Annotated in this window: 13 protein-coding genes; 5 read left to right on the top strand and 8 right to left on the bottom strand. The window is 67.2% G+C overall.

The window, feature by feature from the left end; translation table 11 throughout:
• Positions 1–2: 2 nt before the first annotated feature.
• The 5 genes from ADBZ9K_RS02435 to lspA all read right to left on the bottom strand — a co-directional run bounded on the left by ADBZ9K_RS02435 (position 3) and on the right by lspA (position 4,462).
• On the bottom strand, positions 3–599 hold the full coding sequence (locus ADBZ9K_RS02435; protein ID WP_526618281.1) for a SecDF P1 head subdomain-containing protein: 597 nt from the start codon (positions 597–599) through the stop codon (positions 3–5).
• A 34-nt stretch (positions 600–633) separates the two neighbouring features.
• Positions 634–1,854 (bottom strand): Rv1490 family membrane protein, encoded by a 1,221-nt coding sequence (locus tag ADBZ9K_RS02430; protein WP_526618280.1) that lies wholly within the window; start codon positions 1,852–1,854, stop codon positions 634–636.
• A 168-nt stretch (positions 1,855–2,022) separates the two neighbouring features.
• Entirely contained in the window at positions 2,023–2,949 is a 927-nt protein-coding gene (gene rarD / locus ADBZ9K_RS02425; RefSeq protein ID WP_526618279.1) for an EamA family transporter RarD, read from the bottom strand.
• The gene (locus tag ADBZ9K_RS02420; RefSeq protein WP_526618277.1) at positions 2,946–3,872 is read right to left on the bottom strand and encodes an RluA family pseudouridine synthase; all 927 of its coding nucleotides are present in this window, start codon (positions 3,870–3,872) and stop codon (positions 2,946–2,948) included. Before ADBZ9K_RS02420 ends, rarD begins: the two co-directional genes overlap by 4 nt.
• The gene (gene lspA / locus ADBZ9K_RS02415; RefSeq protein WP_526618275.1) at positions 3,872–4,462 is read right to left on the bottom strand and encodes a signal peptidase II; all 591 of its coding nucleotides are present in this window, start codon (positions 4,460–4,462) and stop codon (positions 3,872–3,874) included. Before lspA ends, ADBZ9K_RS02420 begins: the two co-directional genes overlap by 1 nt.
• 62 nt (positions 4,463–4,524) lie before the next feature.
• On the opposite strand from lspA, the gene ADBZ9K_RS02410 reads away from it, so the two are divergent.
• Entirely contained in the window at positions 4,525–5,442 is a 918-nt protein-coding gene (locus ADBZ9K_RS02410) for an asparaginase (RefSeq protein WP_526618273.1), read from the top strand.
• Here ADBZ9K_RS02410 and ADBZ9K_RS02405 read toward each other — a convergent pair.
• The 3 genes from ADBZ9K_RS02405 to ADBZ9K_RS02395 form a co-directional block, all read right to left on the bottom strand.
• The gene (locus tag ADBZ9K_RS02405) at positions 5,407–6,753 is read right to left on the bottom strand and encodes a DNA polymerase IV (protein ID WP_526620670.1); all 1,347 of its coding nucleotides are present in this window, start codon (positions 6,751–6,753) and stop codon (positions 5,407–5,409) included. The genes ADBZ9K_RS02410 and ADBZ9K_RS02405 overlap by 36 nt on opposite strands.
• Before the next feature lie 126 nt (positions 6,754–6,879).
• The gene (gene ileS / locus ADBZ9K_RS02400) at positions 6,880–10,125 is read right to left on the bottom strand and encodes an isoleucine--tRNA ligase (RefSeq protein ID WP_526618271.1); all 3,246 of its coding nucleotides are present in this window, start codon (positions 10,123–10,125) and stop codon (positions 6,880–6,882) included.
• 225 nt (positions 10,126–10,350) lie between these two features.
• Positions 10,351–10,953 carry a hypothetical protein gene (locus ADBZ9K_RS02395; RefSeq protein WP_526618269.1) on the bottom strand — a complete coding sequence of 201 codons (603 nt, stop codon included), beginning with the start codon at positions 10,951–10,953 and terminating at the stop codon, positions 10,351–10,353.
• A 135-nt stretch (positions 10,954–11,088) separates the two neighbouring features.
• Between ADBZ9K_RS02395 and ADBZ9K_RS02390 the strand changes: the two genes are divergently transcribed.
• Genes ADBZ9K_RS02390 through ADBZ9K_RS02375 form a run of 4 tightly spaced genes read left to right on the top strand, consistent with a single transcriptional unit; the run spans position 11,089 to position 14,328 of the window.
• Positions 11,089–11,445, top strand: coding sequence for a helix-turn-helix domain-containing protein (locus tag ADBZ9K_RS02390; protein WP_526618268.1), 357 nt, complete (start codon positions 11,089–11,091; stop codon positions 11,443–11,445).
• Positions 11,446–11,482: 37 nt separating this feature from the next.
• Positions 11,483–12,217, top strand: coding sequence for a hypothetical protein (locus ADBZ9K_RS02385; protein WP_526618266.1), 735 nt, complete (start codon positions 11,483–11,485; stop codon positions 12,215–12,217).
• Between the two features lie 43 nt (positions 12,218–12,260).
• Positions 12,261–13,568: an Rv1490 family membrane protein gene (locus tag ADBZ9K_RS02380; RefSeq protein ID WP_526618265.1), complete on the top strand. Its 1,308-nt coding sequence runs from the start codon at positions 12,261–12,263 to the stop codon at positions 13,566–13,568.
• A 46-nt stretch (positions 13,569–13,614) separates the two neighbouring features.
• Positions 13,615–14,328, top strand: a complete 714-nt coding sequence (locus tag ADBZ9K_RS02375) for a GAP family protein (RefSeq protein ID WP_526618264.1) — start codon at positions 13,615–13,617, stop codon at positions 14,326–14,328.

The following is a 14,328-nucleotide window of genomic DNA, read 5'->3' as shown; positions in this document are numbered from 1 at the left end:
GGTCAGGTCTCGTCGCGCAGCATCCGGGCGATCTCGCTGGCCTGCTCGGCCGTGACATCTCCGGACAGCTGCAGAACCTCACCGTCGATCGGCTCGGTGATCTTCGGCGCCCACACCACCACACCACCGCGGACGAACGCCACCTGCTGGCCCACGTGGGCCGCGGTGTAATCGGCGAACGCGCGCGCGGATTCGCTGGTCAGCGTCATCTGCACGAGCTGCTTGCGGGTCAGCGGGTTCAGGAAGGAGTCGACGTCGGTCAGCTGAACGCGCAGCGCTTCCGGCTGCAGCTCGTACACCGCGCTCTTGAGGATGTCGCAGGTACGCAGCGGCTGGTCCGGCGGGGTCGGCGGCGGCGGCACGCAATCTTCGGGTTTGGTGACGAACGCCCCGGTGACCGGGCGCAGTGCCACCGGCTTGATGGTGAGCACCGGCGGGGCCGTGGTAGTCGTCACGATCGAACTCGGCTGGGCCTGCTGCTTGTTCAGGACGCCGGGCGCAAGCAGGACACCGAGCACCGGGACCACGATCGCCGCCGCGGCCAACGCGGCCGTCAGAGCTATCAGCAGTCGCCGGTTGCGGCGGGCGGGGTCGGTCATGGACTCCTCGATTCGGCCTTTGTCGTTGGGCTGGTCACATGGGAACCGGCGCGCCGAACCCAGGGATGATGCCGATCGGGATCACCGCCAGCAGGACGGCTCCGACGGCAAAAACGATCAGGGTTCGCCGGGTCGTCGGTTGGTCTACCTCGGGCTGCCGGCCGGCATAGAGCAGGAACACGATGCCGACGTCGAAGGTGATGATGACCCACCAACGGATCCAGTCCACCCCGGTCACGAAGATCGGCAGCACGAGGATCAGCCCGATCAGCAGCGCGACCGGCCGTCCCCGCAGGACAGCGGCGAAGCGCTGAACCGGAACCCCCGACACGTGGCCGATGGCCAGCATGCTGATGGCCAGGACCGCGATCCCATAGACGGTGGACCCGGTCAAGGCCGCGACGCCGATGCTGCCGACGAATCGGACCGCGTCACCCAAGGTCTGGTCGAATAACGGCAGGATGGCCCGGCAGATCCAGTCGTGATAGTCGACGTAAAAGTGGAAGCCGCTCAGCAGTTGCCCCATGGTGGGCTTGCCGGCCAGCGGGTGATTGGCCGGCCCGTGTGGCACCAGCTGGCACAGCTGCCCCGCCATGCCCCGCCTGCCCAGCACCGCAACCGCCAGCGCCGTCACGATCCCAGGTCCCAGCGCACACCCGGCACTGACCCGGAAAGTCTTGGCGTCCAGCTGGCCGGGCAGCACGGTCAGGGCGGCCAGCGCACCGAGCCCGAACAGAAACGGGGTGGCCTCGTGGATCAGGGTCAGCACGACGAGCACCACACCGTAGACGGCGCTGGCGATCACTGTCGCGCGGGCGGTGGCGGCCCGGGTCAGCGCGATCGCGAACGCCATCAGCGCGGCCGCCCCGAACAGGTCGGTGCGGGCCGAGAACAGGCCGAAAGCGAATCCGAACGGCAGCACCGGGATCAGCAGGGCCATCAGCCGCCGGCGGTCGGAGCGGCCAAATCGCACGGCCACCGACCAGGCCACCGCGGCGAGGCCGATGACGAAGAACGCGGTAGGAAGCCATCGCAGCACCCCAAGCGCGCCGAAATAGTGGGCCCGCGGAAACAGGCCGAGCAGTTCGCCCGCCAGACCGCGCCGGATGAACCCGAGCGTGTAGTCGACCGAGTAGTAGGAGTACCAGTAGGCGTCCGGGATCACCGTCAGCGCGATCGTCATCAGCACCGCGGCCCACACCACCAGCAGCGCCGTGAGGGCGATGTAGTAGCCGCGGCCGGGCCGGTCGCTCATCGCTGAACTCGACATGCAACGAGTACCAGAGCCATCGTCGGCCACCTCCCTACGCCCCCACCCGCCGGCAGCATCCGCCGGGTACCGTGCAGGTATCCGGCGGAGGCAATGCCTGGCACTCTAGAGCACGTCTTCGACGTGTCGTGCCCCGTCCCATCGAGGGCGGCGTCAGTTCGGTGCCGCCGGCTCCTGACGAGCTGCCCGCTCTCGCCGGGCTCGCCGCAGCGCGTCGCCGCTGAACACCAGCAGGGCCAGCCAGATCAGTCCGAAGCCGACCCAGCGGGCCGGCGGCATCGGCTCATGACCGACCAGCACACCCCAGGTCATCTGCATCGCCGGGGTGAGGTACATCAGTAGACCGAGCGTCACCAGCGGCAGCCGCTGGGCGGCGGTGGCGAACAGCAGCAACGGGATCGCGGTGATGGGACCCGACAGGACCATCAGCGCGATATGGCCCGCGCCGTTGTTGACGAACTGGCCGTGCCCGGACAGCTGGAGCACGGCGACGTAGACGAGGGCGAACGGTGCGACGATCGCGGCCTCCAGGCCCACGCTCACCCGCGGATCGACCGGCACTACCTTCTTGACCGCACCGTAGAGACCGAAGGTGAAGGCCAGACCGAGCGCAATGACCGGCGGGCCACCGACTTCGATGCCCAGGAGCAGCACCGCTGCCAGGGCGACCAGCAGCGCGGCGACCTGGGCTCGATTGAGCCGCTCCCGAAAGATCAACACACCGAGCAGCACACTGACCAACGGGTTGATGAAGTAGCCGAGCGCGGCGTCGACGACGTGGCCGTTGTTGACCGCGTAGACGTAGATGACCCAGTTGCCCGAGACCAGCACCGAGGCGCAGGCCAGCAGCAGCCACGTGCGCCGGGTGAACGACCGCAGGTCCGACAGCCGATGCATCGCGACGATGACGCCGGCCATCAACACCATGGTCCAGATGATGCGGTGAGCCAGAACCTCAAGCGCCCCAGCCGGTTTCAGAAGCGGAAAGAACGCCGGGAACAACCCCCACGAACCGTAGGCGCCGATGCCGAAGAGCAGCCCACCGGTCTTGGTCGCGCCACGCTGGGGTGTCCCGGTCACGATTCGGTGCGCAACACATCCAGGGCGTGCTGCAGATCGGCCGGGTACGGGCTGGTGATCTCCATGCGCCGGCCGTCGGCGGGATGCGCGAAGGCCAACGAACGCGCATGCAGCCACTGCCGCTCCAGGCCGAGCCGCTTGGCCAGGACCGGATCGGCACCGTAGGTCAGGTCACCGGCGCACGGATGGTGCAGCGCGGCGAAGTGCACCCGGATCTGGTGGGTGCGGCCGGTCTCCAGGTGGATATCGAGAAGGCTTGCCGCCCGGAACATTTCGAGCGTGTCGTAGTGGGTGATGCTGGGCCGGCCGCCCTCGGTGACGGCGAATTTCCAGTCGTGCCCGCGGTGCCGGCCGATCGGGGCGTCGATGGTGCCGCTGGACGGGTCGGGATGGCCTTGCACCACAGCGTGATAGCGCTTGTCGACGGTGCGCTGCTTGAACGCCCGCTTGAGCAGGGTGTAGGCCCGCTCGGACAGGGCGACGACCATCACCCCGGAGGTGCCGACGTCGAGGCGGTGCACGATGCCCTGCCGTTCGTGGATGCCGGAGGTGCTGATCCGGAAACCCGCCGCGGCCAGCCCGCCCAGCACGGTGGGGCCGTGCCAGCCGACGGTGGCGTGGGCGGCCACGCCCGGGGGTTTGTCGACGGCGACGATGTCGGCATCCGAGTACAGGATCGTCATGCCCTCGATCTCGACCGGGGTGTTCTCCGGCGGCGGGGCGGCCTCGGGGATCCGGACCAGCAACCACGCGCCGGCCTCGAGCCGATCGGACTTGGCGGCCACGGCGCCGTCGATCTCGACCCCGCCGTCCTCGGCGATGGCGGCCGCGGCGGTCCGCGACAAGCCCAGGAGCCGGGCCAGGCCGGCGTCCACGCGCATGCCGGCCAGCCCCTCGGGGACCGGCATCGACCGTTCCGCCATCAGGCGGTCTCGGCGTCGTCGCCGGGCCGCTGCTCGGGTCGACGACGCCCCTCGGCGTCGAAGTCGTAGCCGAACAGCGACAGGCCCACCAGCAGGATGGCCCCGCCGACCACCGCCGGGTCGGCCACGTTGAACACCGGCCACCAGCCGATAGACAGGAAGTCCACGACGTGACCGCGCAGCGGCCCCGGCGAGCGGAAGAATCGATCGACCAGATTGCCCAGCGCACCGCCGAGGATCATCCCCAGCCCGACCGCCCACCACGGCGACACCAGCCGGCGCCCCATCCAGAAGATCCCGACCACGACGCCGGTGGCGACCAGCGTCAACACCCAGGTGTAGCCGGTTGCCATCGAGAACGCCGCGCCGGAATTACGCACCAGCGTCCAGGTGACGGTGTCGCCGATGATGGACACCGGCTGGCCCGGGGTCAGCAGCTTCACCGCCAGCACCTTGGTGATCACGTCCAGGGCCAGCACCACGCCGGCCACCGACAACAGCAGCCGCAGCCGACGTGGGGCGGGCCGGCCGGCCTGCTGGTCGCCGGCGTCGGTCACCGGGTCGGCGCTTCCCCTGGTTTCGTCGGTCACTCCCCCATCATTCCCTAGTCTGATCGACACACCGCTTCGGCCAGTGCTGCATGATGGCGGGCATGCCCCGACTCGTCGTCGTCACCACCGGCGGGACGATCGCCACCAGCGCCGATACCGACGGCGTGCTGCGACCGGCACGCGCCGGCGCTGAACTGGCGGCCGGCCTCGACGCGCACGTGGTTGACCTGTTCGCGCTGGACAGTTCGCAACTGACCCCCATGCACTGGGTGCGCATCGGTGACGCGGTCGCCGCCGCCGCCCGCCAGGCCGACGGGATCGTCGTCACTCATGGCACCGACAGCATGGAGGAAACCGCGCTGTGGCTCGAGCTGACCTATGACGGTGTGGTGCCGGTGGTCGTGACCGGGGCGGCCCGCTCGGCCGACGACCCCGACGCGGACGGGCCGGGCAACCTGCGCGACGCACTGGCCGTGGCAGCCAGCCCGCAGGCGCGTGGTCTGGGTGTGCTGATCAGTTTCGCGGGCGCGGTGCGGCCCCCGCTGGGCACCACGAAAGTGGTCGAGTCGGCACTGTTCGGCGGCCGCCCGCCGGTCGGGGCGGTCGCCGACGGCACGTTCACGCTCACCGGCGCCAAGGAGCGGGCCTATCTGGGCGCCGCGACCGAGGTCCCCCGGGTGGACATCGTGGCGGCCTACCCGGGCGCGGACGGGACGGCCATCGACGCGCACGTCGCCGCGGGTGCCCGCGGTCTGGTGCTGGAAGCAATGGGTGCGGGCAACGCGGGAACACCGGTGGTCGAAGCGGTGCGGCGGGCCGTTGCGCGCGGCGTGGCCGTCGCGGTGACGACCCGGGTCACCGGCGGTCGTACCAGCGCCACGTATGGGCCGGGGCATGATCTGGTAGGCGCCGGTGCGGTGCTCGTGCCGGGGTTGCGCAGCAGTCAGGCCCGGGTGCTGACGATGGCCGCGCTGGGGCTGGGGTTATCCGTCGGCGACACCGTCGCCCGCTGGGGCTGACCGCAGCGACTCGTCGAGGTAGTCCGGCCAGTCCAGGCTGTCGACCGGGTTCGCCCGGACGAGGGCGGGGTTGTCGGCGGCGAACGTTCGCGTCGGCCCTGGGCCGCTACTGCGGGTCTCGAAGCGCACGCTCACCACGCCGTGGCCAGCGCCCTGCACCCAGCCGTGGCCGAAATCGGGGTGCTCGACGTCGTCGCCGATGCGCCAGCCGCCGGCATCGGGGGCCGGCTCGGGCACCGGCACGTGGGTGTCAGACATTTCGGCCTCCTGCTGCTCGAGGTCAGGGAACAGCGATTCCTGCCGAACATCGGACAGCCCCGAAAAGCCAACGCCGAGAAGTCGAATCGGCCCCACCTCACGAGGGTCGAGCAGCAGCCTGCGGGCCGTTGCGGCCAGGGTGCCGGAATTGCCGGTGGCGTAGGGCAGGGTCGCCGAGCGAGTCAGCGTGGTCATGTCGGACTTCTTGAGTTTCACTGTGACCGTCCGGGCACCGCGGCCGTCGCGCTCCAGCCGGCGGTGGGCGTGCTCGGCGATGGGCCCCACGGCGTCGCGAAGCTGCTCGATGGTGGTCAGATCGGCAGCGAAGGTCGACTCGGCGCTGATCTGCTTGGCTTCGGCCCGTTCCACCACCGGGCGATCGTCGATACCGCGGGCCAGGCGGTGCAGGGCGGGCCCGATCGTGGCGCCCAGAATGCTGGCGACTTCGGTGTCGGATAGCGCGGCCAGTTGCCCGACGGTTTCGATCCCGAGCCGGTGCAGCTTCTCTTCGGCCACCGGCCCGATGCCCCACAGCCGGCGCACCGGCAGGCCCTCGAGCAGCGGGCGTTCCTCGTCGCGGCGGATCACCCGCAGCCCGTCGGGTTTGGCCAGTTCCGAGGCGATCTTGGCGATCTGCTTGCCGGACCCCGCACCGACCGAGGCCACCAGGCCGGTCTCCTCGCGGACCCGCCTGCGTAGCCGGGCACCGAATCGCTCGACATCCTCGGCGCTGGCCCCAACAAGTTCGGCCGGCTCGCCGAACGCCTCGTCGAAGGACAGCTGCTCCAGTACCGGCACCATGGTGCGCACGGTGTCCAGTACCCGACGGCTGGCCAGGCCGTAGACGATGCCGCGGGGTGGCAGCACCACCGCGCTGACACCGACCATCCGGCGGGCCTGATGCATCGGCATCGCCGAGCGGGCGCCGAACACCCGGGCCTCGTAGCTGGCCCCGGCCACCACCCCGCGGCCGCCGAGACCGCCGACCAGGACCGGGCGGCCCCGCAGGGTCGGCCGGGTCAACTGCTCGACCGATGCGAAGAACGCGTCCATGTCGAAATGCAGGACCCAGCGCTCCACCGGTCAATGGTAGAGCCTGCCTATCGGCCCGTTATGAACCTGCGCGGCCGCGAGATTGACCTCAGGGTTGTGGTCGGACACCGGATCACGACCCTGAGGTCAATTTCGCGCAGTGACCTTTCTCAGCTTGTACGGATAGCCCGGAGCTACGGTTCCCGTCATCCACCCGTCGGAGTCGATGTGCGTAGACCCGGCACCGCTAGCCGCATCGGAGCCCGAATCGTCGAGCTCATCCAGTCGCAAGGCGTTGTCGGTCTTGAGGGTGAAGTTCACCGCCAGGAGTTCGCCCGCTACCAGGTCTTCGAGCCCGTCGCGCCAGCCCGCGGGGCGCTGCTGAATAGTCAGCTCCAATTCGATGCGATCACCGACGTTGAGCTCCCACTGTCGCCGGACCTCTTGGAATTGCCGAATTTGGTCGCGTGCCCAGCCTTCGGCTTCCAGCTCTGGGGTGACGGCGCCGTCGAGGACCACCAGACCGGTGCCGTCGGGCAGTGCGGCGGTCCACTGCGGATCGGCCGCAACCAGTTTGGACGTGAACTCCTCGGCCTGTAGCACCGCCGGGCCGGCCGTCAGCGTGCCGTCGGAATTGAGCACATAGTCGCCGGCCTTGACCGCCTTGATCGCCGCCTGCACATCCTTGCCGATGCGTGGGCCGGCGACTCGTGCGTTGACCGCGAGTTCGAAACGGCCGTATGCGGGAACATCGCCGGTGAGCTCGACGGCCTTGACGTTCAGCTCGTCGGCGATCAAGTCCGTGAACGGTTCGAGTGCCGACGAGTGCTCTACCGCCACAGTCAATTTCGGCAGCGGTAGCCGCACCCGCAGCTTGTTGGCCTTGCGCAGCGAGGACGCCGTGGAGCACACCTCGCGGACCTGGTCCATGGCGGCCACCAGGTCCGGGTCCCGGGGCAGCACACCGGCTTCGGCCTCTCCCGTCGCTTCGCTCGCCCCGACCGGCCAGTCGGCGAGGTGGACCGACCGTCCGCCGGTGATGCCACGCCAGATCACCTCGGCGGCCATCGGCAGCAGCGGCGCGGCCAGCCGCGTCGTCACCTCCAGCACTGTGTGCAACGTGTCGATGGCGTCGGGATCCTCTTCCCAGAACCGCGAGCGTGAGCGGCGCACATACCAGTTGGTGAGCGCCTCGGTGAATTGCCGCAGCTGCTCACAGGCGCCGGAGATGTCGCAGACATCCATCGCCTCGGTCAGCCCGTCGCGCAACTCGGCGAGCTTGGCCAGGATGTAGCGATCCAGCACGTTCGTCGAATTAGTGCGCCAGGTACCGACTTTCGGTGCATACAGGGCCAGGAAGCTGTAGGCGTTCCACAGTGGTAGCAACACCTGGCGGACGCCCTCGCGGATGCCCTGTTCGGTGACGACCAGGTTACCGCCGCGCAGGATCGGCGATGCCATCAGGAACCAGCGCATCGCATCCGAGCCGTCCCGATCGAACACCTCGTTGACGTCGGGATAGTTGCGCAGCGACTTGCTCATCTTCTGACCATCGTTGCCCAGCACGATCCCGTGTGAGACACAGGTTTTGAAGGCCGGACGATCGAACAGCGCGGTGGCCAGCACATGCAGGGTGTAGAACCAGCCGCGGGTCTGCCCGATGTACTCCACGATGAAGTCGCCGGGATTGTGGGTCCTGAACCAGTCCTGGTTCTCGAACGGGTAGTGCACCTGGGCGTAGGGCATCGAGCCGGAGTCGAACCACACGTCGAAGACGTCCTCGATGCGACGCATCGTCGACGCGCCGGTGGGGTCGTCGGGGTTGGGCCGGGTCAGCTCGTCGATATAGGGCCGGTGCAGGTTGTCCGGGCGCACCCCGAAATCCCGCTCGAGTTCGTCGAGGCTGCCGTAGACGTCGATCCGGGGGTATGCCGGGTCGTCGGAGAGCCAGACCGGAATCGGGGTGCCCCAGTAGCGGTTTCGCGAGATCGACCAGTCGCGCGCGCCGGACAGCCACTTGCCGAATTGGCCATCCTTGACGTGCTCGGGATACCAGGTGATCTGCTGGTTGAGTTCGACCATCCGGTCCCGGAACTCGGTGACCTTGACAAACCACGACGAGACCGCGCGATAGATCAGCGGATTGCGGCACCGCCAGCAGTGCGGGTAGGAGTGCTCGTAGGTTTCGTGCCGGATCAGCACCGGGGAATTGACCGCCGCCGCCCCGGTGCCGTTCTTGAGGTCCCGGATGATCTGCGGGTTGGCGTCGAAGACGTGCTGGCCCTGGTAGTCGGGAACCCGCGCGTCGAAGCGACCCTTGGAGTCCACCGGGGTGACCGGGACGATGCCGACGGTGTCGGTGGTCGCCTTGTCGTCCTCGCCGTAGGCCGGCGCCATGTGTACCAGTCCGGTGCCGTCTTCGGTGGTGACGAAGTCGCCGCGCAACACCTGAAACGCATTGGCGGAGTCCGCGAAGTACGGGAAGGGTGGCAGATACCGCACACCCAGGAGCGCTTCGCCGGGCAGCGTTGCCAGGATCTCGGGCTCTTCGCCGAGTTCGCGCGCGTAAGCGGCCAATCGGGGCTGGGCCAGCACGTAGCGCTTGTCGTCAACGCGCACAACGACATATGTGACCTCGGGGTTGACCGCCACCGCCTGATTGGACGGCAGGGTCCACGGCGTGGTGGTCCAGATCAGCAGGTGCGCACCGTCCAACTCGGATCCCGGCGCGGCGATCCGGAAGCCGACGGTGATGGCCGGATCCTGGCGGCTCTGGTAGACGTCGTCATCCATGCGCAGTTCGTGGCTGGACAGCGGGGTCTCGTCGTTCCAGCAGTACGGCAGGACCCGCACGCCCTCATAGGCCAGGCCCTTGTCCCAGAGCTGCTTGAACGCCCAGATGACCGACTCCATGAACGACAGGTCCAACGTCTTGTAGTCGTTGTCGAAGTCCACCCAGCGGGCCTGGCGGGTGACGTAGTCGCGCCATTCGCTGGTGTACTTGAGCACCGATGCCCGGCAGGCATCGTTGAACTTCCCGATACCCATCGCCTCGATCTGGGCCTTGTCGGTGATACCGAGCTGGCGTTGCACCTCGAGTTCGGCCGGCAGGCCGTGGGTGTCCCAGCCGAACCGGCGCTCCACCTTGTACCCGCGCATGGTGCGATAGCGCGGCACGATGTCCTTGACGTAGCCGGTCAGCAGGTGACCGTAGTGCGGCAGGCCGTTCGCGAACGGCGGGCCGTCGTAGAACACGTACTCCTGCGCCCCGTCGCGATGGGCGATGCTGGCGCGGAAGGTGTCGTCGGTCGCCCAATAGTCCAGAACCTCGCGTTCGAGGGCGGGAAAGTTGGGTGAGCCGCCGGCCGTCTTCGGGTAGCCATTCTCGGTCACGCGCGTTCGTCTCCTGTGCCAACTATCTGGGCACGGGGACGACGACGCGCCGGTGCGCGAGCGCCGCGGTACCACCCCGCTTACGCACGCCGCCGTGCGTCGCTCATTGCGGGCTGTGACGGGCCCAACCGTTCGGCTCTACTGGGCCCCCTGAATCGCGGGCCGTTCTTCCGAAGACTCCCCGGTGATGGCCGGATCGATGCCGTTGCCGACGATTCTAACGGGTCAGACGGCGAGGTTGACCGGGGTCGCCTCGGAGGTCAAGCCGATGAGGCCGAGGCGGAACTGGGCCGCCAGTTCTTCGACCGTGCAGCCGTGCAACCGACGAGCGTCGTACCACCAGTCCATCTGCAGCGCCCCATCGAACCGGTAGGCCAGGACGCCCAGCGCCGGCCCGTCCGCGAGGTGCAGCGGTCCAAACGACGGCTCCGGCGGCAACCCGAGGAAGGAGAACACCACATCGGCCGGCAACTGCGCGCCGTGGCGAGCGGGACTCATCGCGTCGCGGACGTCGGCCAACAACGCGTTGGCATCCATACCGCTTTCGATGGCGCAGCAAAGTTTGATCGGTTGGACCGTGGTCAAACCGCTCACCGTCGCCACACCAACGCCGATGGCCCGGGCGATAGCTCGGGCCAGCGCGGCCAACAGAAATTCCTCGACACCGAAGTCGGCCGCTTGGACGGCCCCGTCGAGCTCGGCGGTCAGGTCGTGGGATAGCGGCACCGACAATCGGGCCAGATCCTCTGGCCGTGACGGGCCGGACATCATCTCATCGTCGACTACCCGCACATTGCTAGACGGGTAGGTCGCGGGAGGAGCAACCATGCCCAACACCGTAGCGGGCGTTTCCCAGAATTGGGAGATCAATCCCAAAACCGTGACGACTGTGTCAATAAGTTTGTCGCTTTCTCAATAAAAGTTGCCCATACCCAATACCGGGAGTTCGGGTTATCGTGAACCGTGCCACGGACCGATGAAAACGGGCGTCAGCTCAAAACCTTGCTCGACTACCTGCTCGACGGAGATATCGAGGCCAGGGACATCTACGACGCGCTGGGCATCTCCAGCAGCACCTATTACCGCAGGGTCAAGGAGCGCGACTACCCCAATGCCGAAGAGTTGCGTTTGGTGGCAGCACGTTTCGGCCTGAGCTACCCCGACCTTCAAGTTCGCTTCGGCCTCATGACCGTCGACGAAGTCAGGCAATACGTCGAGTCGGCACCATTTACGGTGGCGACAATTGGCACGACAACAGCCACCCACATTCCACCGAAACTTTCGCAATGGCGCCCACGCGAGGACGCTCCCCCGCTGTAGTATTTGCTGAAGCAATTCGGGGGTTTAAGGCATCGGCATGGCTGTTTGCGCACTCATCACGATCACACTGGCCTGCATCGCATGGAGCCTATGGATTCGGCGGCTCACCTGGTCGTGCCGATGGGAAATCGCGGCCACACTGAACATTGCCCTGCAGGGCGCCGCCGTGCTGCTCATGTCACCGCTGGCTTCCGAAACCGTCGGGCAGCTGCTGCATTCGCTGACCGGGGTGTGGAACCTCGAGGACTACATCGGCCACGACTGCTATGTGGTGGCCGCTTCCGCGATCGTCTACAACGCCCTGGGCCGATTGCAGGATGACGCTGCCCTGCAGAGCTCATTCAAGCAATACGTTGAACGCCCCTCAACGGTGTGCATACCCGTGCTGCTGGCAACGTTCTCGGTGGGCAACGGGGCCGCGATCTACCGGCCGGACTTCTTCACGGTGCCCACCGATTTCTGGTTGTCGACGTACTGGCTGGTGCTGTGCGGAACCCTGATTTATCTGCTCGGCTATGGCGCCCGCGCCATGCTGGTGCTCCGCCGGGACCCCCGGTCCCGACGGATCGCCAACGTCTACCTCGCCGCATCGGCCTGCGGGATCGTCGCCTGCACGGTGCGGATCATCACCGCCTACGTGCCGCCCATCCAGGCGCTCGAGGGTGGCAGCCTGGTGTGGTTCTTCGCCTGCACATGCGGAGCAGGGTTTGCGCTGGCCTCGGCGCACTCATGGCGGATCAAGACGAAGTGGTTCACCCGGGCCTCACAGTGAACCGGCCCGGCCACACCCAGCACGGCGCTATAAAGTTTCTGCCGTGAGTTCCACTCCGCCGACCGATGTGATGACCGAACTCGATGGTGGCGTGCCGCAGCGGGAATCCACCTTCTTCACCTATCTCCCACTACCCGTCGCGCGTGCTCGCCTCTACTACGGCGCCGCGATCGGGCTCGCGCTGTGGTTCGTCGGCTACGTCTTTCTCCTTGCCAAAGTCCTACCGACCGCCATCTACTGGCTCTCCTACTACGCGGTGAACTACAGCGCCGGCTTCGTCCGTCGCGGACTCGCCGGACATATCACCGCGCTGTTCCCCGAGAAGTACTACTTCCCGATCGTCTACACGCTGATGTGGGGCTCGTTCGCGGTCTACTGCGCAAGCCTCGCGCTCGTCGCGCGACACATTCTGCTCAGCGGAGCCAGGTCCGAACGGCGCATCGTGGTGTCACTGCTGATCCCCGTGCTGCCGTTTGCCGTCACCTTTGCGATTTTCGGCCCGCGTCCCGAGTTATTCGCTGCCAGTGCGCTTTTGGTGTTCGGTCTCGCGCTTGCCCGCCAACGCCCCGTGGTGATCACCAGCGCGGTGTACGGAATGGTGATCGCTGCCCTGGCTTTCTTCCACGAACTGATCCCCATCCAGTTCACACTCGGCGCCGTACTGGCGATCGCTGTCCTGTCACCCTCGGCGACACCAGCGGCCAAACGGTTGGGCATGCTCGCCGCCACCTGCCCCGGTCTGGTGGCGACGGCGATCATCGTCGCGTTCGGGCGCCGCGACGTGGGGCCACAACTGTGTGCTCAGGTGCCGCACCATCTGATCCAGAACCCATTCCAGGTCCCGCCCGACAAGATCGTCGACTACGCATTGGGCCGATACACCAGCGTCTCGGACTATCACGACTGGGTCTGCTCCAACATCCTTCCGTACTTCAGCGCCGACGTGTCGGCGTGGCTCAGATCCGTGACAAGCCTCGGCGCGGGTCCGCTGGTCGCAGGATTCGTGCACGGCCTGGTGGTCTGCGTTGTCACGCTCTGGCTCATCGGTTACTTCACCGGTGTGCGGTGGCGGTCTTTCCTCGAACACATCCACGGCGGCATCTGGCTGCCGCTCGTGGCGCTGGCGATGATGATCCCGATATTCGCAACTGGCGTTGACTGGATCCGGTGGTGGACCATCATCCTGATCAACGTGGCAGGCATCTACCTGATCTTTGCCGCAGACCGGGCAGAGATCGAAAAGGCAGTCTCAGCGCGGCAGGTCAAAGTGTTCGCGGCGGTCCTGATCGTGTTGGCATTTCTGCCCGTGTCGGCCGGCCCCGGATACTTCAGCGGCTGGATCAAGGTGTAGCAGCGGCTCAACGGCTCGACCTGTCGCAAGCGGTAGAGTCGTCTGGGTGTGGTCGGCCGTGCTGCTGTTCGGAATCGCGGTCAACTTCGAACCTAACCGGCTTGGCCTGATAGCCCTGATGCTCACGAGAGCCCGGCCGATTCCCCATCTGGCGAGTTTTCTCGGGACGGCTTTCCTCGTCAGCGGCACCGTTGGTCTCCTGGTTCTGTTCGTCTTCCACAACGGGCTCTTCGGCATGGCGAACCTGAATGGTCCCTTGATTCAGTTGGGCATCGGAATCGTCGTCCTCCTCTTGGCGGCGACGCTGGCCGTGAAGCCCTCGTGGCTTCCCGATCCGCGACGAGCATCGGCTCAGGCGGGCAGCGCCGAGGACGGGTCCCCCGGCACGGCCCGGCCACGGCGGATGGACCTGCTCGCCACCCGGGTGCGCGACGTGGCCCAGGGTGAGTCACGGTGGTTCTCCGGTGCGGCGGGCGCCGGGATGGCGCTGCCGACCATCGAATACATGGCACTTCTGGCCCTCATCATCGGCTCGCAGACCTCGGCGCTCACCCAGGCCGCCGCCCTGTTCACCTTCTTGCTCTTGGGCAACGTGATCGGGCTGATCCCGATCGTCGGCCTTCTGATCGTCCCGGACAAAACTCGCCAGATGGTGCAGAGATTCAACGCCTGGATCCGGTCACGACGGCGACGCGACGTCGTCGTGCTGCTCGGATTCATCGGGGCCGCGCTGGTGGTGGCTGGGGCCACCCAGCTCTGA

Source organism: Mycobacterium sp., from assembly GCF_965229265.1.
GTDB lineage: Bacteria > Actinomycetota > Actinomycetes > Mycobacteriales > Mycobacteriaceae > Mycobacterium.
This window is presented reverse-complemented; position numbering and strand designations above follow the sequence as displayed.